The sequence below is a fragment of the Arthrobacter sp. MDT1-49-2 genome (genome assembly GCF_059090185.1).
Genome location: NZ_JBNHFK010000008.1, coordinates 87,651 through 112,517 on the forward strand (window position 1 = coordinate 87,651; position 24,867 = coordinate 112,517).

Below are 24,867 nucleotides of genomic sequence, written 5' to 3' on the forward strand. Positions count from 1 at the left end.
CGCAGTCTTATTGCCGTTTTCATGGGAGGAACACGTGCCACAGTCGGTAGACGTCGGTTCAGTGCTGGGCGGACGGTACAAAGTGACCGCGCAGGTGCTGGCCTCAGCGGAGCAGGACCTCGTACTCGATGGTGTGGACCAGGTCCTCAACCGTTCCGTCAGCATCCTCGTGGCTGCCCCCGTTAACGCCAGCCAGGTTTCGGCCAGTGCCCGCGAAATCGCCACAGGTGAACGCCACGGCAACGTCCAGGTCCTGGACCTCGGTGTCAGCGACGGCCGCACCTACCTCGTCACCAACAACGCCAACGCCGCTGATCTGCTGGATCTCGTCATTGAGCGCGATGCCCCGTACGTTGAACCGTTCTTCACCGACACCCTGGGCTCAGAAATCTTCGGCATGCCCCGCTCCCACGAACCCGAGACGGTCGAGGATGACCGTTATGTGGAGGAAAGGGCGCCCCGCAAACCCCTGATCACCGGCGCGCACCTGCCGAAGCTGCCCCGGTTCGGCCGCAGCGGCGCAGCCGGGGGCACGTTGGCGGGCGCCGAGTCCGCTGCTGCCGAGCGCGACCTCGAGTTCGGCGAAGCCGAAGAGGCACCCGCCGAAGCAGCCACCGGCGGTGCGAATGTTCCCCCTCCCCCCACCAGCCGGCCCGGGGCCTTCACGGCACGCACACCCAAGGTCACCAAATGGGAGGATGACGAGCCCGAGCACGCTTCGGCGGCTGCCCCCGGCGCCCGCTCGGCCTCGAACTTCCCGAAATCGGCCCTGGCCGCAGGAAACTACGACGCCGATTACGAGTACGGTTCCACCGACACCGATGACGGCGATACCGGCTACGCGGACGACGGCGACGAGGACCGGAAGGACAACCGCAAATCCGGCCGCGTGCTGATCGGCGCCATCCTGAGCCTGGTCCTGGTCCTCGCCGTGGTCCTCGCCGTCAGCAACCTTGGGAAAATGGGCGAGCTGTTCAGCTCCACCCCGGAGGCCGGGTCCGCCACCACCGCGCCTGTCACCGAGGCGCCCGCCCCGGCGGAAAGCGAGGCAGCGCCCGCCGCGGCGCCGGAGATGGCCGGCATCACCCGCCTGGTTCCCGGCAACGAGCTGCTGGACTCGGCCAATGACGGCGCCCTGCCCCAGATCGTGGACGGGAACCCGTCCTCCTACTGGTCAAGCTACGTCTATGCCAGCGATACCTTCGGCGGGCTCGCCCCCAGCCTGGCATTGGTGGTGGACCTGGGCGCTGAATCCGCGGTGAACGAGGTGAACATCACCCAGCTCAACGGCAGCGGCGGCAGCTTCTCGGTAATGCTCAATGACACACCGGACCTGGAAGGCGCACGGACGGTGGCCCAGACCGGCTTCACCGGGCCTACCACCAGCATCCCCGTGCCCGAGGTTGATGGAACCGCTGCCACGGCGCGGTACGTCATCATCAATTTCACCCAGCTGCCCCGGCTCAGCGGGGTCCAGGCCGCCTACCCGTGGGGACTCCGGATCGCCGAAATCGGCGTTTCCTGACCCGCATGTCCAATCCTGCTCCCGGCACTCCGGGAGCAGGGCCTGAGCATGTCCCCGGTACCGCTGCCGGAATAAGCTGGACCCGGCAGTGGTTGTGCCGGGTGATCCATATGGAGCGTTCCCGCAAGGGGCCGCGTCCGCAAAGTTCAACAAGGAAGAGGTTCACCGCCCAGTGAGCACCGCAAACTCCGCAGCCAATGACGGCTCCGCTGCTGCCGGCAACGTCCGGGATGTCATCATTGTCGGTTCCGGCCCCTCCGGTTACACCGCTGCCATCTATACGGCGCGCGCCAACCTCAAACCGCTGGTGATTGCCGGTTCGGTTACCGCCGGCGGCGAACTGATGAACACCACCGATGTGGAGAACTTCCCCGGTTTCCCGGAGGGCATCATGGGCCCGGACCTGATGGCTAATTTCGAGAAGCAGGCCGCGCGCTTCGGCACGGAAATCCTCTTTGAAGACGTCACCGAGGTTGAGCTCGACGGCGACATCAAGCGGGTAACCATCGGTACCGGCGAGACCTTCCAGGCGCGCGCCGTCATTATCTCCACCGGTTCCGCATACCGGGAACTGGGGCTGGCCGATGAGAAGCGGCTCTCCGGCCGCGGCGTGAGCTGGTGCGCCACCTGTGACGGCTTCTTCTTCAAGGGACAGGACATCGCCGTGATCGGCGGCGGCGACTCCGCCCTCGAAGAGGCCCTGTTCCTCACCAAGTTCGCAGCCTCCGTGACTGTGGTGCATCGGCGTGACAGCCTGCGTGCCTCCAAGATCATGCAGGACCGTGCGCTGACGCACGAAAAGATCCGCTTCGCCTGGGATTCGGAAGTTGCCGCCATCCACGGCGAGGACAAGGTGACCGGCCTGACCCTGCGCAGCACCAAGGACGGCACGGAGTCCGAACTCAACGTCACCGGCGTTTTCGTCGCCATCGGCAACGATCCCCGGGTGGACCTCGTCCGCGGGCAGCTGGAACTCACCGAAGAGGGCACCATCGCCGTCCTCGGCCGGACCTCCAAGACCTCCCTGCCGGGCGTTTTCGCCGCAGGCGACGTCATCGATCCCACCTACCGCCAGGCGATCACCGCTTCCGGCTCCGGCTGCGTGGCCGCCGTCGACGTCGAACACTACCTTGCGGACCTCGGTGACTCCGTGCCCACGGCCGCGGAGGTCCCCACCCCGCCGGCCGAGGCCGTTTCCGAACACGCAGCCCTTTAGTTCCGTTTCTCGTAAGGAGAGCAAAATGAGCAGTGCAAAAGCAGTAACCGACGCTTCTTTCGGTACCGACGTCCTGCAGGCGGACAAGCCGGTCATCGTGGACTTCTGGGCCGAATGGTGCGGCCCGTGCCGCATGCTGTCCCCCATCCTCGATGACATTGCTGCCCAGTACAGCGAGAAGGTGGATGTGGTGAAGGTGAACGTGGATGACAATCCCGCCATCGCCGCCCAGTACGGCATCACCTCCATTCCCGCCGTCTACGTCTTCCAGGGCGGTGAAGTGGCCGCAACGTCCATCGGCGCGAAGCCCAAGCAGGTCCTGGAACAGGAATTCGCGGCCTTCCTGAAGTAAGCACCAAGAACCATGCACGGCGATAGCCTGCGCAGGCGGGATGCCAGCCGGCGTGTAGTAACGCTTCGTGAAGCGTTACTACACGCCGGCGTCACCCTGTCCTATCTGGCACCGGATTCCGTTAACGACCCCACGATTTTCGATGACCATGTGGATGCTGCCGTCCGCGCTTTCCAGCAGAGCCGCGGGCTCATTGTGGACGGCGTAGCCGGCCCGGATACCCAGCGGGCGCTGCAGGAGGCTCAGTTCAAGTTCGGGGACCGCACCCTGAGCCACATCGAAGGTTCACCGCTGCGGGGCGACGACGTCGCTGAGCTGCAGCGCCACCTTTCTCACCTGGGGTTCTACTACGGGCACATCGACGGCAGTTTCGGTGTACGCACCCGCTACGCCGTTGCCGAGCTGCAGCACAATCTGGGCCTGCCCGGCAGCGGTGTCTGTGACGGCGACACCATGACCGCAATGTCCCGGGTCAACCGCGCTATTTCGCCCAGCCAGGCGTTTGCCCTGCGGGACTACGAGCGGCTCGACCGGTCCACAGCCGCCCTGCGCGGCCGGCTCATCTCCGTCAATATCGGCCGCTCCGAGCTTCCCTCGCCGCATACCGCCGAACGCCTCAGCGGCGAACCCCTGACCGGGCAGCTCGTCACCACTGACATCGCCGGCCGGGTGGGACGCATCCTCCGGGAGTTCGGTGCCCGGCTGGTTCCGCCCGTATCCGAAGCAGCACCCGACTCCCCCGGAGCACGGTCAAGCGTGCCCAGCCTGAACCTGGACATCCACTGCGACTGGCTGGACCAGCAGGCCGCCTCCGGCATTGCCGCCTACTACTGGGGCCTGCCGGGCACCGGCGAGGCACGCTCCCCCATCGGGCACCGCGCCGCCGTGCTGCTGATGAAGGAACTCAGTGCGCGCACCGACATGGACAACCTGGGTGTCCATGCCCGCACCTGGGACACCTTGAAGGTCCCTGGCGTCCCGTCGGTGGGACTGGATCTGGGCTACCTGAGCAACGCGCACGACGCCGAACGGCTGGCCGATCCGGTCTTCCGCCAGACCGTGGCCGATTCCATTGTCATCGGCATCCAGCGGCTGTACCTGTTGGAGGAAGAGGACCAGCCCACGGGCACCCTCGCCCTCGATGACGTCCTGAAGTTCAACCCCATGGAAGAGGCCGATTCCCGGCGGGTTTCCGGGCTCTGAGCCCGTCCTTCACACCGGTGTCAGTCTGCTGCGCGGGCCGGAGCCGCAATCTGCTGGAGGATGCTGAGAACCTGCCGCACAGCAGTCCGGTGGAGGGCTTCCGGCCTGCATAGGATGTCTACGTGCCGGGCCAGGGGCAGGTCATGAATGGGTTTGAGAACCACACCGCTGTCTTGAGGCGGAGATGCCGTGTAACGGGGCATCAGCGCAATCGCAGAGCCGGCAGCGACAACCGAGGCCGCAATGAAAAACTCGTTAATCCGATGCGTGATGTTCAGGGGCTGCCGCGCGGAAACGGCAAGTGCCTGCAGAGCCGGCTGAAGCGGAAAACCGTCCTGGACCGACACCCAGTCTTCATTAGCCACATCAGCAACACTGACATCCGGTGCCCCGGCGAGCCGGTGCCCGTCCGACATGGCGACGTCGAGGGGTTCCCGCAGCAGCGGCAGCACACTGATTGATTCGGGCCAGGGATTGCTGTGCTCCAGACGGTGCGCAATGACAAGATCGAAGTCGGCAGCCAGAGCCGGGAAGCCCTCCTGTCCCACATCGCGGTCATGGCAGATAAGTTGCGGGCTTCCCTCTGCGGACAGTGCTTCGAGCAGGGGGCGGAAGTACGTAAGGCCGGCGCTGTTGAACGCGCAGATCCGGACCGTCGCTCGAGGGTTCTGCAGGTAGCCGGCCACGGCCTGTTCGGCGGAGCTCATCGCAACGCTGATGTCCACCGCTGCCCGGGCCAGGGCCTGACCGGCGTCCGTGAGAACGAGGTTCCGCCCCCTCCGTTCGGTCAGCGGAACCTCAACACGGCGCTGCAGAGCGGTGAGTTGCTGGGAAACCGCTGACGCGGAAACGTGGAACGCCCGGGCCACGGCGGAGAGACTGCCCCGCTCGCCCAACTCACGAAGCAGTTGCAGCTGATGCAGATCCATAAGTAGAGACTAAACCGACATTTCAGAATTTGCCCCCTAGTCTTATGAATTGCTCTGTCCCAGACTCGAAGGGTGCCTTCCTCACTACTGATCCCCGACACAAATACACGCGGTGAACAACGCCGCCGGGTCGCTTCGTTCCTTGCTTTGCGCAAAGTGGACCTGATGCTGCTCCTGGTCGCCATCGTCTGGGGCAGCAGTTACCTGGCCGCCAAAAACCTCACCGGCACAGTTGGTGTAAGCGTCATCCTCTCGCTGCGTTTCCTGATCACCGCCCTGGCGCTGTCGGTAATCTGTCTGATCTGGAGCCGCCGCCGGACAACGCGCCGCGAACTTGCTGTCGGCGTCGTTCTGGGCTGTACCCAGGCGGCTGTGCTTCTTCTTGAGACGCACGGGATTGCGGGTACGAGCGCTACGAACGCCGGGCTGATCATCAGCCTCGTCATCGTTTTCACCCCGCTTACCGAGAGCATTGCCTTCCGGGTGAAGGTTCCCCGCACGGTATTCATAGCGGGCATCGTCGCCGTTGTGGGAGTCTGCCTGCTCGTCTCCGACGACGGATTCGCCGCGCCCGGCCTCGGGGACATGCTCGTCCTCTCCGCCGCCCTTGTCCGCGCCATCCACGTCACTGCCGTCTCGGCGTTGACCCGGGGGCGCGGCTTCAGCGCACTGAACCTTACCCTGACCCAAAGTGCCGTCTGCGCGGGGGTCTACACCCTTGCCGATTATCGGGGCGTACTTCAGGCCGTGCAGGGATTCGAACTGCGTGAATGGAGCGGTGTCCTCTACCTCGGGTTGGCATGCACCGTTTTCGCGTTCCTCGTCCAGACGTGGGCCATCCAGCAAACCTCGGGCTCCCGGGCCAGCCTCCTCATGGGCACCGAACCCATTTGGGCCGTCCTGATAGGGATCACCCTCGGCCGGGAAACGCTGGCAGTTCCCGGCCTTGTGGGAGCGGCCCTCATTATCCTTGGTACCTACGTCGGGTTGCGGGCGGAAGCACGTCACCGTAGGGCACACAAACCGGTCCCGGCCGGGAGGCCTGCAGAATCCCTGCCGGGCACGGTTTGATCCTGCCTGCGCGCATCCCCCGTGCCATTCAGGGAGCTCCTGGGTGTGCTGCTAGCCGGAGACGGGAGACGCCCAAGCCAGCCACGACGCGGCATCCGCATCGATCCCCTGGAGACGGATACGACAAGCATCGCCGGGCGTGCGTGCAGTGGCGCAAAGACTGTAGGACCTGCCGCTGGCCGTGGAACGTATCCATTCGATCACCTCATACAAGTCAGCTTCTGAAAGCTCCCACTCTTCCTTCGCCCGGTTGCCGGCCCAGAAGTACACCCGGTAGGTGGGCGCATCGACCTGCGTGGTTTGGTCCCGGGGTCAATCAGTTCTGCTCGCATCCACCGAGGGTACCCCCGGTGAAACGGCGTGGGGCATTGTTCTCGGCTCTTGCCTCCTGCCGGGGACTGCGGTCGTTGTTCCCGTTCGTGAGCCGGCTACGGGGTACCTGTGCTGCGATGAGTGCGCCCGTGCCCCGTGACTTTCCCACCGCCTCCCCCGCCGTGATCGTCGGCGTGGTGGAGCGGACCGAGCAGGCTGTGAAGACCATGCCGCCACTGCGAAAGCCTGGACCGGATCGATGGGGACCGGCGTACCTGCCGCTACAGATCCCGATGCCCGGCAGGAAACACCAAGACCCGCGAACCCGCATAGACCACCCCGCTGGATGGCCGCGATCCAGAACCGGCACCCGTTCTCCCAGGCAGGTTCGAGGCAAAAGCACTGTCCGCCAGGCTGACGCATGAACGCGTTGACACCTGCGAAACGCGGTGCATTGATTGCCGACAGGCGGTGTCCCTCCAAGGAGTGAATCCACCTGGTTAAGTGGTCGCTGCAGGGACTCAGCGCACTGCGCAGTAGCATGGTGGGCAGTGCCGCAGCCAGTGCCAGGGTCTCGGCTCACTGGTGGTCAGGAACCCCCACACAGGATCCCACGCGTTCCATGCCCGCGCCGTCAGTATGTGGTGGCACTGCCCGCCGCAGGAACTAACAGCAAGAGCCGGAGCGATGCCGGATGGTGGACAAACACGGCGTGCATCGCAGTCGGATGATCGCGCGCCTTTGCCTTTCTCGCGGACGTTGTGGGAAACCGGGTAGCCGGCACCCGAGGCAACATCACTGCGATGCCCGCACCACCACGAGTTGGATACAAGATCGAGGCGGCACAGGAGCAGTGAGCTCCGGGGAGGTTGGCAGTTAGCCCAGCGCGAGCCGGACAGGTGTTTGCCGGCCGTGATCGACCTTGGGTCGGTCGATTACCTGCGCCCCCTTCGTCGTCCCTTGAAAGAAGTTCCTGTCAGTGGCGCCCATGCGAACCACCCTTTACCCCGCTGTCGGTCAGCGTGCGCTTTGCTGCCCTCGTCCACCTGTTCCTGCAGTGCGGTGGCGAGGGCATTGAACCTGGCAACCGCTTCGGTGTTGCGTGCTTGACCGGCGGAGCGGAATAGGCGGACAGGTGCTCTGCCTTTTTCGTAGGACGTGAACTCAATTTGGTACCCCTCACCGAGTTCGTCCGCCAACCACCCTGCGAGGTGTTCACCCGTGGCAATGAACCGCTGGGCGGCTTCTGCAGACACCCAATCCAAGTCCGAGGTCAGAGACTGGTAGTAGGACCCTTCCCATGCCCGGAGTGCGCTGATGAGTCCCGGCGTCAGTCCGCTGGTCTCATATCCAACAGGACCGGCCAGCCAAAGCACCGTCCCGGCATAGTCCGGGAACATGCGCACAGTCAGCGGGTGACCGGAATCCGGGGGTGTCATGGCAGGAGCCTACCGCCGTGTTCGCGCATTGGATGCGTAACCACACCTGCTGCCTCGATAATCCTCCCAGGGTGCGGGCGTTGCAGCGGAGCAGATTCCTTACGCGTCGGATCCCCCGCGGCGGCAGAGGTTCGAGTCTCTCTGCTCGCAGGATCCCTGTACCGGTGGGATAACCGAGCCGCACTGACATGAGCCAAAGGTTTGACGGACCGGGTTCTCGGTATTCTCTGTCGTCACGCGCACGGCCGGTAGGACGCCCGATCGTTACGCTCTCTCACGCATACTTGTCCCGGCCCCCTCTACGCACAATGCCGTGAACGGCTCGGCGGGTGCGTGGCACACTCAAGCGCGCTCTACACCTTCCGCTAACGGTAGGCCTCCCTGCATGAAAGCGAGGGGTGCCAAAGCGCGAGTACAGAACTGAGGTCAAGGTTTTCAGAAGGCACTCCGTTTGCGTCCCGGGTGACGCGTCACGGTTCGCACTCCGTTTCACGTGAAACTATGTTCTCCCAGCCGAGCTGAGTTATGGAGAATTACTCTAATGACACGGCCGATCATCTTGGAGCGGCCCTGCAACAAACACCGCTGGTGCACATCCTGGGTGGGTCTGTTAGTGAGAGTGCCGCATGTATCACGGGGCGCGTACGAAGTATTGAGAGTCCGTCACGGCGCAGGGTTCGGAGACGCAATGGCATGCGGTCTGACGTCGATACCTTCATTCAGTCGGGTAGATGTTCCACGTGAAACTTGTACCCGTGAGCAGGCTGCTGCGTATGCAAGCCGGCATCGCATAGAGAAAACTCAGGCATTTTCCGGGGTGATGAACCGAACAGCGTGCTGGGGCTTGGCCCTTGGACGATACCTGGTTCGGAGAAGTACAGTCCATAACTGCTGAGGCAGCGTTTGCGGCACCGGACAACAGCGTTCACTGCCACAGGACCTGGCCCTGCTTCTGGCTCCATGTGTGAGATGGCACCGATACAGTCTGGACGTGTCAGGTGGACGTGTCAGGAGACCCATTATCACCGTCACATGCTCCCGCACCGGGCTGCCACAAGCATGCGGAAACCCCGATCTCCTTGGGTTCTGCACGTGTTTCACGTGGAACATGTTCCGATTAGTGCCGTCTTGGGCAGCTTTCCCACGGCCTAGCCGACTACTGTCTATTGCAGCTCAAGCAATTGCATGACCAACAATGCGACGACCGCCAGGCCAGCCTTGCCTCTGTTGGACGAGAATGACAGGGTTTGCCGCGGTCCAGCAGGGGTAGAACGCATCCCCCTCCACCGTGCCGGCGCACCGAAAACCTTGGTTCAATGTCCAGTTCAGTCGTTCTTCTAATGCCCTAACTTGTCACATTTCCCGCCAAGAATCGCGTACGGGGCGGGGCAGCGCTCCGGGACCGGGTGGCGTCTGTTCCCGGGTTCGCCAGCACTCCAGACCTATGGCTTTTGAAGACGCCCGCGTCCATACAGTTTCACGTGAAACTCTGGGTTGATGGGCGGCGACCACCCGCATAGTCTTGCAATCGAACTGGTTTTCATGAGGGCGGCCTGCCCTGAAGTACCGTGACGCTCAGGCCGAGGACCCAAGAAATCCGGGTGTGGGCGTTGTTTCCGCATCACAGCTAGCCGGGACAGGCACATGGCATCCTGATACAAGCGGTCCAGTACAGGAGTCTAGTACAGGCGTCTAGTGTGCTTATCATGAGCAACCGGCCGGCTATTTGGGTAGCCACCTGGTCGGAACCATCTTCAAGGTGTCAATACCGGTGCGGGCCCGAGTGCCTATAACCTTCATGGAGGGGCGCTTAGCCTGACACCGGGTGCCGCAAAATACACCGTTTCACGTGAAACCACACGGCACCAATACCTGCGTCGACTCAGGGCCTAAGACGGTTTACGGGGTCGTTGTTTACGGGTTATTGGGGTTCAACGACCCGCAGACTCCGAGCATAGGCCTCCGTCCATCATTAGCACTGCCGGGGCACCGCATAGTCTGTACCCGTGCCTGCGCCCTGCGCCCCCTGGAAACCACAATGGCCGCTGTTTCACGTGAAACAGCGGCCATTCGACGCTTACTGGAGGCGTGGATGCTACGAATTGGGTGGAGCCAGAACTCCCATGATTCGGTTCAGGTCATCAACGCTGGCAAACTCAATGCTGACCTTGCCCTTGCGGGCGCCGAGGGTGATCTTCACATTCGTGTCCAGCCGATCAGACAGGGACGAGGCCAGGTAATCCAGGCGCTCGTGCCGGGCGCCCAGTTTCGGCTTTGCGTTCTTTGCCGGCTTCTTCAATCCGTCTGCAAGGGAGACAATCTCCTCTGTCGCGCGGACAGACAAGCCCTCAGCTACGATTCGCTGTGCAAGTTTCTCCATCTCGGCGGGGTCACCCAGGCCTAGCAGTGCACGGGCGTGACCGGCGGAGAGGATACCTGCGGCCAGACGCCTCTGGACCAGCGGAGGAAGTTTCATCAACCGCAGGGTGTTGGTTACCTGCGGGCGGGACCGGCCGATCCGGTCAGCAAGTTCTTCGTGTGAGCACTCGAAGTCGTCCAGCAGCTGCTGATAGGCAGCTGCTTCTTCGAGAGGATTCAGCTGGCTCCGGTGCAGGTTTTCCAGGAGTGCGTCGCGCAGGAGATCCACGTCCTGCGTGGACCGGATGATTGCAGGAACAAACTCCAGTCCCGCCTCACGGGTTGCCCGCCACCGACGCTCACCCATAACGAGTTCGTAGGGGTGTTCCGGATCTCCCTCGGCAGAAGGCCGCACCACGATGGGCTGCAGCACGCCGATTTCACGGATGGAGTGGACCAGCTCCGCCATATCGTCTTCATCAAAGACCGACCGGGGCTGCTTCCGGTTCGGGTGAATGGAATCGATGGGCAGTTCGGCGAACGTCGCACCGGGTACCTGAACGAGACCCTCGGGCAAAGCCGCCGGCTCGGCCTTATCGGCCAATGTTTCACGGGAAACATCACTCGCAGCGGACTCAACGGGTGCCTGAGCCTCCGGCACGGAGGTTTCCGTCAGTCCTTGGGCGGACTTGACGGGCTGCTTGGCCGCCTTTGAGGCCTTGCCGGAGGGCTTACTGGCCGTCGCCGCGGTCTTAGCTTCGCTGGCGCCCTCCTGGCCCTCCACCGCGCGTGCGGCGGACTTACGTGCCGGCTTGGCAGGTGCGGAGATCGCCGGAGCTACCGCCTCACTCGCGGCATGCGCGGTTTCAGCAGCCGTACCGGTGCCGGATTTGGTCATGGAACCGCGAGTGGTCGCCCTTTTCGCAGGTCCACGCAGTGCTTCTTTGTTAATTCCTGCACCGCGGCGGGGTCCGGCACCGCCGGCCTGGGCACGGGAATCATCCGCAGCCGCGAAAAACAGATCCACGGGACGTCCGCTGCCCGAAGCGGACTGCCCGGCGTTTGACGATTCTTCGGGCTCCGCACTGCTAGGAATCAAAGCTCCCAGACCGCGGCCTAAACCACGACGCTTTTCGGCCATGGGTAAGTCCTTCCCTTATGCACACTACAAGCGGCACGGATTGATTGTGAGAGTATTCTAAGCCGCGGCCGGACGTTGTCCGGTGAACCGGGCCGGGGTGTCTCTAGGCGCGCTGGGCGATTTCCGCGGCGGCTTCGAGGTAGGACAGCGCCCCGCTGGACGAGGGGTCATATGTCATCACGGTCTGCTGGTAACTGGGAGCCTCAGAGATCCGCACCGATCGAGGAACCACCGCTCCGAGCACCTGCTCGGGGAAGTGCTCGCGCACTTCCGCCGCCACCTGGGCGGCGAGGTTGGTTCGGCCGTCGTACATAGTAAGCAGAATCGTGGAAACAACCAGATCGGCGTTGAGGTGCTTCTGGATCATCTCAATGTTCTTCAGCAGCTGGCTCAAGCCTTCGAGTGCGTAGTATTCGCACTGGATGGGAATCAGCACCTCACGGGCCGCAACGAAGGCATTCACGGTCAGCAGCCCCAGGCTGGGCGGGCAATCGATGAAGATGTAGTCCAGCCGCTCAAGACCCTGCTTTTCGCGTTCCGCGGCATACACGTCGATGGCCCGGCGCAGCCGCTGCTCGCGCGCCACCAGGGACACCAACTCGATTTCGGCACCGGCCAGGTGGATGGTGGCGGGAGCGCAGATGAGGTTGTTGATGTCCGGGCACGGCGCGACCACGTTCGACAGGGGCAGGTCGTTGATCAGCACATCGTAGATGCTCTCCACGTCCGCACGGTGGTCGATGCCAAGCGCGGTTGAGGCGTTGCCCTGCGGATCGATGTCGATCACAAGTACATTCTGGCCGGCGGTGGCCAGCGCGGCGGCAAGGTTCACCGTCGTCGTCGTTTTACCCACGCCGCCCTTCTGGTTGCTGACCGTCATGATTCTGGTCTGGGCAGGGCGCGGCAGGACACGGCCCCGGAGTTTCTCCCGGCGCTTGCTTTCGCTGGCCAATTCACGTGCCAGCGGGGTGCTCTCGTCCATCAAGTCCATAACGTCTACCGATGATGACACCGCTAAGGCGTCTCCATCGGATACACCACCTTCGATAGCTTGGGGCGCCGGCACGAGTTCGGCACTGCTTTCAGTTTGGGCGGGCTGCCGCGGTTCTGATGTTTCGGTTTCACGTGAAACAACAACAGCCGGTATTTCCTGCTCGACAACCTCAGGAGCGGGCATTTCCTGTTCGACGACGACCTCGCTGGGGCCGGTAGGAACCGGAACTTCCTGCTTAGCAATCACCTGGGGTTGCTTCCTGCCAAATGAGAAGGCCGAACCGAGTGCGGCGAAGGGGGGAATTCGTTTTGCGGCAGAATCGCGCACACTCACCGGGTCTTGCTCACTTTCCAACATAAAGCGTTAAGGCATTAGTCCATCTAGACTATCTGCTCCCTGCCCAATAGCAGGGATCAGCGCCGGTGTGTGCAAAGAGCTGAATGCCGGCAGGCTAGCCGACGGTGATTCGCACCACAGTGGTCGGTTCCTCGAGCAGGTCTCCGCCCGCCGTCACAACGGAAGTATCCCGGCCTCCGAGCTTGCGGATGGTCTTGGCGGCCTTCAGCACTTCCTCTTCTGCACTGCGGCCCTTGATGGCCAGAACCTGTCCCTTCCCATGCAGCAGCGGGACGGTAAGTCCGGCCAGCCCGCCAAGCGCAGAGACGGCCCGGGCGGTGGCAACATCAACGTTGACGTCGTCCACTACCTGCTCCGCCCTGCCCCGCAGGATGCGCACGTTATCGAGGCCAAGGTCCTCCACCACCTCGTTCAGCCAGATCACCCGGCGTTCCAAGGGTTCGATCAGCGTCATGGAGATGTCCGGACGTGCAATGGCCAGGCACAGTCCGGGCAGCCCGGCACCGCTGCCGACATCGGCCACCGTGGCCCCGGCAGGAATGAGCTCAGCCACCACTGCACAGTTCAGTACATGCCGGCTCCAGAGCCTGGGCACCTCCCGGGGGCCAAGCAACCCGCGTTCCATACCCGAGGTCGCCAGGTGTTCTACGTACCGCTCAGCGAGCTCCATGCGGTCGCCGAAAATCTTCCGGGCGGCGTCCTGTTCGGCGGGTGTTGATTCGACCACTGGCTCTGGTATTCCTTGTCTGCGCTGCTGTGTGAGTGTCTAGGATGCAGGCAGGGAAACGACGATGTGGCGGCCTGCGCCCTCACCTTCGGATTCACTGACCAGGCCGAGCTCGGCCACTGCGTCATGGACAATCTTGCGTTCGTAGGCGCTCATCGGCGCCAGCGAAATTTCCTGACCGGTGTCCTTGGCCCGGCGGGCGGCATCTTCAGCAATGGACTGAAGCTGCTCTCCGCGCTCCACGCGGTATCCGGTGATGTCCAGCACCAGGCGGGACCGGTTCTCCGTGGCCGTCAGGACCGACAGGCGCGTCAGTTCCTGCAGTGCCTCCAGCACCTCGCCGTCACGGCCCACCAGGGCCTGGAGCGCGGTGTCGCCTTCTTCCTCGGAGACCACGGAAATGTAGGTCCGGCCGTTGCGGACCTCTATGTCGATATCGCCGTCGATATCCGCGATGTCCAGCAGTTCCTCGAGGTAGTCAGCGGCGACATCGCCCTCTTCCTCCAGCCGGCCCGGACGCTCCGGGGTTGGTTCCACCGCATCTTCGACGGCGACTGCTGGCTCATCCACGTGCTCCGGGCTCATCTTTTTTTCCTGTTCTTCCGCTGGGGCTGAACGCGCTGGCCTTTGGCTGCGGCCGGTACCTCGACAGGGGCTTCGCCCTTCTTCTCTCCGAGCAGGGGGACCATCGGCAGGCCCTTGCGCGCACGGCGCTCGGCCATGGCCTTGGCGGCGGGGGAACCCGGCGTCGGCATGCGGCGAATAACGAAGAACTGCTGACCCATGGTCCACAGGTTGGTGGTGGTCCAGTAGATCAGGACACCGATCGGGAAGTTGATGCCGCCCACGCCGAAGACGATCGGCAGTACGTAAAGCATCATCTTCTGCTGCTTCATGAAGGGGCTGGCAAGGGCCTCTTCGGACATGTTCTTGGACATAATCTGCTTCTGCGTAATGAACTGCGAAGCGGTCATGGCCAGGATCATGACAATCGAGAGGATGACAACGGCCAGCTGCCCGTCGCCGCCGCCGCCGTGCAGCAGCGAGGAGGAGAGCGGTGCGCCGAGGATGGTGGCCTCGTCAAACTGCTGGATGGCCTGCGACGACAGGGCGCCAATGTGTTCGCCGTTGTCACTGGCCTTGGAAACCCCGTTCAGCACCTGGAACAGGGCAAAGAAGAACGGCATCTGGATCAGCATGGGAAGGCAGGCGGCAAACGGGTTGGTGCCGTGCTTCTTGTACAGGGCCATCTGCTCCTGCGTCATGGCCTGACGGGAGAGCTGGTCGGTCTTGCCCTTGTACTTCTGCTGCAGCTTCTTCAGGTCAGGCTGCAGCGACTGCATGCCTCGCTGCGCCTTGATCTGCTTGACGAAGACAGGAATCAGCGCCGCACGGATCACAATCACCAGGCCGATGATGGACAGCGTCCACGTCCAGCCGGATGCTTCATCCATCCCGAGGAAGACAAACCCCTCGTGGAAGATCCACATGATCCATGACACGACCCATTTAAAGGGGAACAGTATCGTCTCGAAGAAACCCATTTACACTCCTCAGGCCGCCGAGCGGCTGTCTTCGTCGGCTGGAATCACGGGGTGATTCAGCACAATGATCCTCGGGACCTTCTTCGTGTCCCAAATCCGGTGTCCCTCAGGCACATGGTCCACGCCGCCGCTGTTCCACGGGTGGCAGCGGATCAGCCGTCGGAAAGCCAGCCAGGAGCCTTTAACGGCTCCATGCACGGTGACTGCTTCGAGGGCATAGGCGGAACATGAGGGAAAAAATCGGCAGACCGAGCCGTAGAGCGGCGACACAAGCCTGCGGTAGGTAATGAGAAAGCCAATCAGGACCGTCCGCGGAAGATTCCACACAAAACGGGCAACGGCGATCAAGGCCCTCAACGGATACGATCCGGAGTCCCTCATCGCTGGCTCATCCTCCCTGCCTGGCATGTTTCTGCGAAAGTTTGGCGGTACAGGTACTCAAGGCACTGCGGTAATCGGCGCTGAGCTCAGCCCACGACGCCGAAGCCGACGGAGGCAGCGCCCGTACCACTACGTCCAATCCCGCCGGGTTCTGAGCAAGGCTCTGCGCTGCCGCTTCCCTCAGTCTTCTCTTAACGAGGTTGCGTGTCACCGCGTTCCCAACGGATTTGGCCACGATAAAGCCAAAGCGGGACGGCTGTTCGCCGGTTTCCACTGCGTATAGCACTACGTTCCGGCGCCCACTTCGGGCACCGGAACGTACAGTACGAGAAAAGTCCGCCGATACCCTTACCCGATTCCTTACGGCCAGCATTGAGACCACCTGGAATCCGGGCTAGAGCTGCTTAGTGGCAGCATCGACAAACTTTGAGGTTATTTAGGCCGACAGTTCGGTACGGCCCTTGCCACGGCGTGCGGAAAGGATGGCACGGCCGGCACGGGTACGCATGCGAAGGCGGAAGCCGTGCTTCTTGGCACGACGGCGGTTATTCGGCTGAAAAGTCCGCTTGCTCACGGTAGTTACTCCAAGACAATCTTGAGTCGCGCCGGCACTTGTTGCGACAAGGGGGAAGAACAAGCGGCGCTTTTTTCATGTGTCTGTCTGTACTCGCCCGGACCTGGACCCTGATTTCCAGAACCCCTGCAGGGCATGTGTGAGTACAGATAGCAGACACAAAGGACTACTCAACGTTAGGTGACACCCGGGCACCAGTCAAACCGGCGGTCCACCGGCTGTGTACGCGGTTTTTTCAACACCTGTGGACAACTGCTGTGGGTATCCGGCCGCACACCGGCCTGTGAGACAGCCGACAGCCCCTTGATCCGGCGGATTTCCAGCTACCACGACGGTAAATCATCCTCTAGGCTTGGCGACGGGTACTTTATCCACCAACTGTGTATAACTCTGTGGATGAAGTGCCATGGGTCCCCGCCGGGATCCCTGGTTTTCTTAGACAGCCGCGAGGCGTCGTGAGAGGTTTTTGTGGGTACGGACGAAATCAACGATGTTGGCAGCTCCTGGCGCAAGGTCATTCGGACCCTGGAGACAGACGACAGGGTCACCCCGCGGCAGCGAGGATTCGTTGTGCTTGCCCAGGCACAGGGCCTGATCGGGACCACCCTGCTGGTGGCTGTACCCAATGAGCTCACCCGCGAAGTCCTGCAGACCCAGCTGAAGAACATCCTCGACGAAGTACTGCGCGGGGTCTTCCAGGCGGACATCCAGTGCGCTTTCGTTATCGACGCCGATCTCACCCCGGTTGCGGAGCCGGAGCCGGAACCGGAAGAACAGCCCGCCGCCGCCAGCCCCGTGCCGTCGGGGGAAAGCGCGCCGTCACCCACTCCGCCGAGCACGAGCCAGGAATTCGGCCGGCTCAACCCAAAGTACATCTTTGAGACGTTCGTCATCGGTTCCTCCAACCGATTCGCCCATGCCGCGGCAGTGGCGGTAGCGGAGGCGCCGGCGAAGGCGTACAACCCGTTGTTCATCTACGGTGACTCGGGACTGGGCAAGACCCACCTGCTGCACGCCATCGGGCACTATGCCCGCCACCTCTATACCGGTATCCGGGTGCGCTATGTGAATTCGGAAGAGTTCACCAACGACTTCATCAACTCCATCCGGTATGACGAGGGCGCCAGCTTCAAGCAGCTTTACCGGAACGTGGACATCCTGCTCATTGATGACATCCAGTTCCTGGCCAACAAGGACGCCACCCAGGAAGAGTTCTTCCATACGTTCAATGCGCTCCACAACCACAACAAGCAAGTTGTCATCACCTCGGACCTTCCGCCCAAGCAGCTCTCCGGGTTTGAGGAGCGGATGCGGTCCCGGTTCGAATGGGGCCTGCTGACCGATGTGCAGCCGCCGGAACTGGAAACCCGGATCGCGATCCTGCGGAAAAAAGCCATCGGGGACAGCCTCAGCGCCCCGGACGATGTGCTGGAGTACATCGCCTCGAAAATCTCCACCAACATCCGCGAGCTCGAGGGCGCCCTGATCCGCGTGACGGCGTTCGCCAGCCTGAACCGGCAGCAGGTCGACGTTGGACTGGCTGAAATCGTGCTCAAGGACCTGATTACCGACGACGGCGCGCAGGAAATCACCGCTGCATCGATCCTGGGACAGACGGCTGCGTACTTCCAGATCAGTCTGGAAGAGCTCTGCAGCAAGTCACGGACCCGCACCCTGGTAACCGCCCGCCAGATCGCCATGTACCTGTGCCGGGAGCTGACGGACATGTCACTTCCCAAAATCGGCCAGGAACTGGGCGGACGGGACCACACCACGGTGATCCACGCGGACCGGAAGATCCGCGAACTCATGGCTGAGCGCCGGGCCATCTACAACCAGGTCACGGAGCTGACCAACCGCATCAAGCAACAGCAGCGCGAGGCCTGAACCACGGTGTGGAGAGCCCCGCAGGGGCTCAAAATTAACATTTGTGGACAAGGGTGTGGATAACTCGGTGGACAACCGGTGGTTACCCACACTTCCCTGTGGATACACGGAATCCCAAAAAAGTTTCCAACAGCGCCGCGGACAGCCGGTGCGGCGGATCCACAGGTTATCAACAGGCTTAAACAGCCGGGACGCGGCTCTGGGGCAGGTTATCCACAGTATCCACAGAAGTTATTAACACTACGGATCTTAAGAAATTCGGTTCCACCAAATAACAACTAAGCTCAAGCACCCCTCGGACCAACCGACACGAACACCAAAAAACGCCTAGACCGGATAGCCTCCTTCCTCCGGCAGCTCCAGCTCCTGCAGCTAGAAGAACTCCGGTGCGATCCGGCACCGGACCGGGCTAAGCTGTCACAGAGTATGGTTGTCATTCGCATGCACCTCGGTACGGCTCCTTAGGCCGTACCGCAGCGCGGATGCTGCCCAAGTACCACCCACCACAGCTCAAGATGAGTTGCAGACAGATTCAGTTGTACTGAGAAGTACGTTGCGAAAGGCGGCACCCTTCAGTGAAGTTCAGAGTTGAGCGGGATGTCCTGGCTGAGGCCGTTACGTGGACAGCACGTTCCCTGTCCCCGCGTCCGCCGGTTCCGGTCCTTTCGGGGCTGCTGATCAAGGCTGAAAACGGTTCACTGAGCCTTGCAAGCTTCGACTACGAAATCTCCGCACGTCTTCAGATCCCTGCCGATGTGGCTGAAGAGGGCACCATCCTGGTGTCCGGCCGCCTCCTCGCGGAAATCTGCCGGAGCCTTCCTTCCGCTCCCGTTGAGGTGGAAACCGACGGTGCAAAGGTGACGTTGACCTGCCGCAACAGCCGGTTCAACCTGGCCACCATGCCTGAAGCTGAGTATCCGGAGCTGCCGGCACTGCCTGACGTCAGCGGCGTGGTGGACGGCGATGCTTTTGCACAGGCCGTATCCCAGGTGATCATTGCGGCAAGCCGCGACGACACCCTGCCGATTCTCACCGGTGTCCGGATGGAAATCGAAGATGATCTGATCACTTTCCTGGCCACTGACCGCTACCGGCTGGCCCTTCGCGAACTGGCTTGGAAGCCCACCACTCCGGGGATTTCCACCAGCGCCCTGGTCAAGGCAAAGACCCTGAACGAGGTGGCGAAAACCCTTGGCGGAGCAGGCGACCTGAACATTGCACTGTCCGAGGACAGCGAACTGATCGGCTTCGAAAGCGGCGGCCGGCGGACCACGTCCCTGCTGGTGGACGGTGACTACCCCAAAATCCGTTCCCTCTTCCCGGAAAACACGCCTATCCACGCCACCGTGGAAACCCATGCCCTGGTCGAAGCTGTCCGCCGTGTTTCCCTCGTCGCCGAACGCAATACGCCGGTACGGCTGGCCTTTACCGACGGTCAGCTCACCCTTGATGCAGGCACGGGTGAGGATGCCCAGGCCTCGGAAGCATTGGAAGCAGCACTGGTTGGCGACGACATCACGGTTGCCTTCAATCCTCACTACCTGAGCGAGGGCCTGGGCGCGTTCCCGAGCAAATACGTTCGTTTTTCCTTCACTACACCTCCCAAGCCGGCGGTTATCTCGGCGCAGGAAGAACTCACTGGTGATGATCAGGCCGATTACCGTTACCTGCTGATGCCGGTGCGCCTGCCAAACCAGTAGTCCGCCGCGGCGCGCAACCGCCGACCCGGGAGCCCAACAGAGAGAAGCTGACATGCACATCGGCCTCATCGGACTCGGGAAAATGGGCTTCGGCATGCGCGACCGATTGCGGCGTAACAATGTCGACGTAACAGGATTTGACAGAGACCCTGTTCATAGTGATGTGTCCTCACTTGCAGAACTGGTCACTGACATTCCCTCCCCGCGGATTGTCTGGGTGATGGTGCCGGCCGGGGATCCTACCGCCGGAACCATCACCGCGTTATCCGAGGTTCTGGGTCCGGGGGACCTGGTGATTGACGGAGGCAACTCCAGGTTCACTGAGGACATCAGGAACGCCCGGATACTGGGAGACCGGGGCATTCGCTTCCTTGACTGCGGTGTCTCCGGAGGCATCCGGGGCCAGCATCAGGGCTACGGGCTGATGGTGGGCGGTGACGCCGATGACGTGCACCGGGCCATGCCGCTCTTTGACGCCCTGCGGCCGGCAGGAGAGCGCGGTGAGAGCTTTGTCCACGCAGGGAAAACCGGTGCCGGGCACTACGCCAAAATGGTGCACAACGGCATCGAATACGGTCTGATGCAGTCCTATGCCGAGGGATACGAACTCCTTGCAGGCCAGGATGTCATTGAGGACGTTCCCGGGATCCTCGCTGCTTGGCAGCACGGGACCGTGGTGCGGTCCTGGCTGTTGGAACTCGCTGTCCAGGCCCTGGCGGAGGATCCGGATCTGGCCGGTACCGGGGGATACGTTGAGGATTCCGGTGAGGGCCGCTGGGCGGTGGAGGAAGCCATTGCCAGTGGCATTCCCGCACCGGCCATAACGGCAGCCCTCTACGCACGGTTTGCCTCCCGCCGGCAGGATGCACCCTCCCTGCGGATGGTGGCTGCTTTGCGCCGCCAATTCGGCGGCCATGAGGTTCGCCGGCCGGAGCGCGGCGGGCCGGATGAAGGATAAGCGGGCCGCGTACAGTGGATAGAGAGCCTGCACGGGCCCCGGGGACGGGAAAGGACGAAAGAAGCACAAATGTACGTTGACCACCTGTCCCTGACCGGATACCGGAGTTATCCCCAGCTGGATGTCCGGCTCGAGCCGGGAGTGACAGTGTTCGTCGGGCCGAACGGCACCGGTAAAACCAACATTGTGGAAGCGATCGGCTATCTGGCGGGCCTTTCCTCGCATCGCGTCAGCAGCGACGCGCCCCTGGTCAACTTTGACGCCGCGCAGGCTCTGATCCGGGCCCGGCTGGTCCGCGGGTCCCAGGCCACCGGCGTCGAACTGGAAATCAATCCCGGACGCAGCAACCGCGCCCGCATCAACCGTGCCAACCCCGTCCGTGCGCGCGACATTCTGGGCCTGTGCAAAACGGTGCTTTTCGCGCCGGAGGACCTTGCCCTGGTCAAGGGCGATCCGGGGAACAGACGACGTTTCCTTGACGAGCTGATAGTGTCCCTGGTCCCCCGACATGCGGCGACCCGTTCGGATTATGAGCGGGTCCTCAAACAGCGCAACGCCCTGCTGAAATCCGCACGGGCGGCAGGCCGTTTCACCTCTGCCCACGAGGCAACGCTGGAAGTGTGGGACCAGCACATGGCAGTCGCCGGCGCACAGCTGGTGGCGGCCCGGCTGGAGGCACTGCAGCGTCTGCAGCCGCACCTGTCGGAGGCCTACCGGGATCTGACGGACGGTTCGAAAACCGCCCGGGCCGTCTACCGGTCCACGCTGCAGGGATCGGTCAACGACGACGGCGCCGTGGAAGGCGAGCAGGATCCGGACGAGTTGTACGGCCTGGACGTGCCCGCCCTGACCGAGCGGTTCCTTGCGGCCTTCACTGCCAACCGGCGGCGCGAACTCGACCGGGGCATCTCCCTGGTCGGTCCCCACCGTGACGAGCTGGAACTGATCCTGGGCCAGGCACCGGCAAAGGGTTATGCCTCGCACGGGGAAACCTGGTCCTTCGCCCTCGCGCTGCGGCTGGGCTCGTATTACCTGCTCACCAGCGACGATCCCACTCCGGGGGCGGGCCCCATCCTGATCCTGGATGATGTTTTTGCCGAGCTGGACGTGCAGAGGCGGCGCCGGCTTGCCGGAATCGTCGCCGGCGCGGAACAGGTCCTGGTCACGGCTGCCGTGGGCGATGACATCCCCGAGGCCCTGGCCGGACGGGTCATCAATGTGGTCCCCGGAGGCATCAGTGTGCCCGTTGCCTGAAACAGACCCGCCGCTGCCCCCGTCTGCGGCAAACGGTCCCCGGTTTGAGGACGCCGATGACCGGCCGGATGCCGCCCGGGAGCAGCTGAACCGGATGCGCCAGGCCGCCCAGGCCCGCGGAAACCAGCGGACCCCGGCGACACGGCGCAAAACCGGCCGCCGCCAGCAGACGCCGTTTGTCCCCGGTGAATACGTTGGACGAGACCCGCAGGGACTGGGGAAGGTCTTTACGCGTTTTGTCAGTGAACGCGGCTGGAACTCCCCCGTGGCCGTGGGGTCGGTGATTTCCCGGTGGGAGGAACTGGTGGGCAGCGAGGTCAGCGCCCACTGCACCCCGGAATCCTTCTCCGACACCACGGTGCAGGTACGCTGCGATTCGACCGCCTGGGCCACCCAGCTGCGCCTGTTGCGGGACACACTGATTGCGCGGTTTGATGCGGAACTGGGTCCCGGCGTCGTGACGAAAATAGACGTGATCGGCCCGGCCGCCCCCAACTGGCGCAAGGGTATGCGCAGCGTCAAGGGCCGAGGCCCCCGGGACACGTACGGATAAGCGCAGATAGGCCGGAACCCCGCCACTCCGGCTCCTATTGCAGCACGACGGGGCCGAAAACCGCGCCCGGACAGGAGCCGCCTGGGGGCCGGGAAACCCCCTGGGGCGTATCCGGCCCTATCAAGGGCGCTCCGATTCCCTGCAAAGCGTCATTATTGGCTTGTCAGAGGGTGTTTTGGACAGGTTTGCCACCTCCGGCGCGGTAGAATTGAGAGTGGAGATGCCTGTCCGCTGGGGAGGCTCAATTCTGACGAACACAAGAGGAGTCGACAGCACCTGTGGCTAACGACAATGAGATGGACAACTCAGAGGTAACACCAGAGGACCATAGCGCCCCGGAAAAGGCCACCCCCGTGGAATACGGCGCGAATGAAATCACGGTTCTTGAAGGCCTCGAGGCCGTCCGTAAACGCCCCGGCATGTACATCGGTTCCACCGGCCCGCGCGGCCTACACCACCTGGTCTATGAAGTGGTGGACAACTCCGTTGATGAGGCGCTGGCAGGCTACTGCGACCATATCGAGGTGGTCCTGCAGGCCGACGGCGGCGTGCGCGTCACGGATAACGGGCGCGGTATTCCCGTGGACCTGCACCCCACCGAGGGAATCCCCACGGTGCAGGTGGTCATGACCATCCTGCACGCGGGCGGCAAGTTCGGCGGCGGCGGCTACGCCGTGTCCGGCGGCCTGCACGGCGTGGGCATCTCCGTGGTCAACGCACTCTCCGCACGGGTGGAGACCGAAGTGCGCCGGCAGGGCTTCGTCTGGCGCCAGAGCTTCGCCAACGGCGGTCATCCTGTGGGTGAGCTGCGCCAGGGCGAGCAGACCGAGGAAACCGGCACCACCCAGACCTTCTACCCGGACCCGGAGATTTTCGAAACCACCGAGTTCGACTTTGAAACGCTGCGCGCGCGTTTCCAGCAGATGGCCTTCCTGAACAAGGGCCTGCGGATCCGGCTGACGGATGAGCGCACGCTGGAGGAGGAGGCCGAGGAGATCACGGATGCCTCCGAAACCGCCGAAGACGCCGCGCCGAAGCACCGCAGCGTGGACTACCTCTACGCCGACGGGCTGCTGGATTACGTCAAGCACCTGAACTCCTCCAAGAAGGTCGAGGTTGTGCACAACGACGTCATTGCCTTCGAGACCGAGGATTCGGATAAGAAAATGGCCGTGGAAATGGCCATGCAGTGGACCACCGCGTACTCCGAGAGCGTCCACACCTACGCGAACACGATCAACACCCATGAAGGCGGAACCCACGAAGAGGGTTTCCGTGCCGCCATGACGTCCCTGATCAACCGGTATGCGCGCGAGAAGAACATCATCAAGGAAAAGGATGACAACCTCACGGGCGACGACATCCGTGAGGGCCTGACCGCCGTCATCTCGGTCAAGCTCGCCGAGCCGCAGTTCGAAGGCCAGACGAAGACCAAGCTGGGCAACTCCGAGGTCAAGGGCTTTGTCCAGCGCGTGGTCACCGACCAGCTCGGTGACTGGCTGGAACGCAACCCGGGTCCGGCCCGCGATGTCATTCGCAAGTCCATCCAGGCTTCCCAGGCCCGGCTGGCGGCCCGCAAGGCGCGCGAATCCACCCGCCGCAAGGGCCTGCTGGAGTCCGGCGGCATGCCGGGCAAGCTCAAGGACTGCTCCTCGAAGGACCCCTCGAAGTCCGAAATCTACATTGTGGAGGGTGACTCGGCCGGCGGCTCCGCCGTCCGCGGCCGCAACCCGGAAACCCAGGCCATCCTGCCGCTGCGCGGCAAGATCCTGAACGTGGAACGCGCCCGCCTTGACCGCGCCCTCAGCAACGCCGAAGTCCAGGCCATGATCACCGCCTTTGGTGCGGGTATCGGCGAGGACTTCGACGTGGAGAAGGCCCGCTATCACAAGATCGTGCTGATGGCCGATGCCGACGTTGACGGCCAGCACATCACCACGCTGCTGCTGACGCTGCTGTTCCGCTACATGCGTCCGCTGATTGAAAACGGCTACGTGTACCTGGCCCAGCCGCCGCTGTACCGCATCAAGTGGTCCAACCACGCTCACGACTACGTCTACAGCGACCGGGAACGGGACGAGGTCATTGCCCGCGGCCTGGCCAACAACCAGCGCCTGCCCAAGGACAACGGCATCCAGCGTTACAAGGGCCTGGGCGAGATGGACTACACCGAGCTCTGGGACACCACCATGGACCCGGATCACCGCACGCTGCTGCAGGTCACCATGGATGACGCGGCCGCCGTGGACCAGGTCTTCTCGGTCCTGATGGGCGAAGACGTCGAGTCCCGCCGCAGCTTTATCCAGCAGAACGCCAAGGACGTGCGCTTCCTGGACATCTAGCGGTACCGGGAACCGGCCCCGCAGCCGGTGGGCAAGGACTTTAGCGAACT

General features: G+C 62.9%; 21 protein-coding genes. 11 read left to right on the plus strand and 10 right to left on the minus strand.

Annotated elements, in window-relative coordinates; genetic code table 11:
- The first annotated feature begins 34 nt into the window (after window positions 1-34).
- From AC5RTS_RS12185 to AC5RTS_RS12200, 4 genes are all read left to right on the plus strand, one after another.
- Entirely contained in the window at window positions 35-1,525 is a 1,491-nt protein-coding gene (locus tag AC5RTS_RS12185; protein ID WP_493992282.1) for an ABC transporter substrate-binding protein, read from the plus strand.
- Window positions 1,526-1,697: 172 nt separating this feature from the next.
- Window positions 1,698-2,741, plus strand: a complete 1,044-nt coding sequence (trxB, locus tag AC5RTS_RS12190) for a thioredoxin-disulfide reductase (protein WP_493992283.1) — start codon at window positions 1,698-1,700, stop codon at window positions 2,739-2,741.
- Window positions 2,742-2,766: 25 nt separating this feature from the next.
- Entirely contained in the window at window positions 2,767-3,093 is a 327-nt protein-coding gene (gene trxA, locus AC5RTS_RS12195; RefSeq protein WP_227903108.1) for a thioredoxin, read from the plus strand.
- Window positions 3,094-3,105: 12 nt separating this feature from the next.
- Window positions 3,106-4,296 carry a peptidoglycan-binding protein gene (locus AC5RTS_RS12200; RefSeq protein WP_493992284.1) on the plus strand — a complete coding sequence of 397 codons (1,191 nt, stop codon included), beginning with the start codon at window positions 3,106-3,108 and terminating at the stop codon, window positions 4,294-4,296.
- Between the two features lie 20 nt (window positions 4,297-4,316).
- On the opposite strand, the gene AC5RTS_RS12205 is transcribed toward AC5RTS_RS12200, so the two are convergent.
- Complete coding sequence (locus tag AC5RTS_RS12205; protein WP_493992285.1) at window positions 4,317-5,225, minus strand: LysR family transcriptional regulator; 909 nt, start codon at window positions 5,223-5,225, stop codon at window positions 4,317-4,319.
- Between the two features lie 72 nt (window positions 5,226-5,297).
- Here AC5RTS_RS12205 and AC5RTS_RS12210 point away from each other — a divergent pair, with 72 nt between their 5' ends.
- Window positions 5,298-6,296, plus strand: coding sequence for a DMT family transporter (locus AC5RTS_RS12210; RefSeq protein WP_493992286.1), 999 nt, complete (start codon window positions 5,298-5,300; stop codon window positions 6,294-6,296).
- A 1,247-nt stretch (window positions 6,297-7,543) separates the two neighbouring features.
- On the opposite strand, the gene AC5RTS_RS12215 is transcribed toward AC5RTS_RS12210, so the two are convergent.
- From AC5RTS_RS12215 to rpmH, 9 genes are all read right to left on the minus strand, one after another.
- A complete protein-coding gene (locus AC5RTS_RS12215) occupies window positions 7,544-8,047 on the minus strand; it encodes an immunity protein CdiI family protein (RefSeq protein ID WP_493992287.1) in 504 nt (167 codons plus the stop codon).
- A 2,095-nt stretch (window positions 8,048-10,142) separates the two neighbouring features.
- A complete protein-coding gene (locus AC5RTS_RS12220; RefSeq protein WP_493992288.1) occupies window positions 10,143-11,546 on the minus strand; it encodes a ParB/RepB/Spo0J family partition protein in 1,404 nt (467 codons plus the stop codon).
- A gap of 103 nt (window positions 11,547-11,649) precedes the next feature.
- Window positions 11,650-12,537 (minus strand): ParA family protein, encoded by an 888-nt coding sequence (locus AC5RTS_RS12225; RefSeq protein WP_493992390.1) that lies wholly within the window; start codon window positions 12,535-12,537, stop codon window positions 11,650-11,652.
- 454 nt (window positions 12,538-12,991) lie between these two features.
- On the minus strand, window positions 12,992-13,624 hold the full coding sequence (gene rsmG / locus AC5RTS_RS12230) for a 16S rRNA (guanine(527)-N(7))-methyltransferase RsmG (RefSeq protein WP_493992289.1): 633 nt from the start codon (window positions 13,622-13,624) through the stop codon (window positions 12,992-12,994).
- Window positions 13,625-13,663: 39 nt separating this feature from the next.
- A complete protein-coding gene (locus AC5RTS_RS12235) occupies window positions 13,664-14,209 on the minus strand; it encodes a Jag family protein (RefSeq protein ID WP_493992290.1) in 546 nt (181 codons plus the stop codon).
- Window positions 14,206-15,168, minus strand: coding sequence for a membrane protein insertase YidC (gene yidC / locus AC5RTS_RS12240; protein WP_493992291.1), 963 nt, complete (start codon window positions 15,166-15,168; stop codon window positions 14,206-14,208). The genes AC5RTS_RS12235 and yidC overlap by 4 nt, the downstream gene beginning before the upstream one ends.
- Before the next feature lie 9 nt (window positions 15,169-15,177).
- Window positions 15,178-15,549 carry a membrane protein insertion efficiency factor YidD gene (gene yidD, locus AC5RTS_RS12245; protein WP_493992292.1) on the minus strand — a complete coding sequence of 124 codons (372 nt, stop codon included), beginning with the start codon at window positions 15,547-15,549 and terminating at the stop codon, window positions 15,178-15,180.
- 7 nt (window positions 15,550-15,556) lie between these two features.
- On the minus strand, window positions 15,557-15,922 hold the full coding sequence (rnpA, locus tag AC5RTS_RS12250; RefSeq protein WP_493992293.1) for a ribonuclease P protein component: 366 nt from the start codon (window positions 15,920-15,922) through the stop codon (window positions 15,557-15,559).
- Between the two features lie 63 nt (window positions 15,923-15,985).
- Entirely contained in the window at window positions 15,986-16,123 is a 138-nt protein-coding gene (rpmH, locus tag AC5RTS_RS12255; protein ID WP_022892375.1) for a 50S ribosomal protein L34, read from the minus strand.
- 468 nt (window positions 16,124-16,591) lie between these two features.
- Between rpmH and dnaA the strand changes: the two genes are divergently transcribed.
- The 6 genes from dnaA (at window position 16,592) to gyrB (ending at window position 24,817) form a co-directional block, all read left to right on the plus strand.
- Complete coding sequence (dnaA, locus tag AC5RTS_RS12260; RefSeq protein ID WP_493992294.1) at window positions 16,592-18,010, plus strand: chromosomal replication initiator protein DnaA; 1,419 nt, start codon at window positions 16,592-16,594, stop codon at window positions 18,008-18,010.
- 575 nt (window positions 18,011-18,585) lie between these two features.
- Window positions 18,586-19,710, plus strand: a complete 1,125-nt coding sequence (dnaN, locus tag AC5RTS_RS12265; RefSeq protein ID WP_227903122.1) for a DNA polymerase III subunit beta — start codon at window positions 18,586-18,588, stop codon at window positions 19,708-19,710.
- A 52-nt stretch (window positions 19,711-19,762) separates the two neighbouring features.
- Window positions 19,763-20,668: a phosphogluconate dehydrogenase (NAD(+)-dependent, decarboxylating) gene (gene gnd / locus AC5RTS_RS12270; RefSeq protein WP_493992295.1), complete on the plus strand. Its 906-nt coding sequence runs from the start codon at window positions 19,763-19,765 to the stop codon at window positions 20,666-20,668.
- A gap of 69 nt (window positions 20,669-20,737) precedes the next feature.
- A complete protein-coding gene (gene recF / locus AC5RTS_RS12275) occupies window positions 20,738-21,922 on the plus strand; it encodes a DNA replication/repair protein RecF (RefSeq protein ID WP_493992296.1) in 1,185 nt (394 codons plus the stop codon).
- Window positions 21,915-22,475 carry a DciA family protein gene (locus AC5RTS_RS12280; RefSeq protein WP_493992297.1) on the plus strand — a complete coding sequence of 187 codons (561 nt, stop codon included), beginning with the start codon at window positions 21,915-21,917 and terminating at the stop codon, window positions 22,473-22,475. The genes recF and AC5RTS_RS12280 overlap by 8 nt, the downstream gene beginning before the upstream one ends.
- 296 nt (window positions 22,476-22,771) lie before the next feature.
- Entirely contained in the window at window positions 22,772-24,817 is a 2,046-nt protein-coding gene (gene gyrB, locus AC5RTS_RS12285) for a DNA topoisomerase (ATP-hydrolyzing) subunit B (protein ID WP_493992391.1), read from the plus strand.
- Window positions 24,818-24,867: the final 50 nt, after the last annotated feature.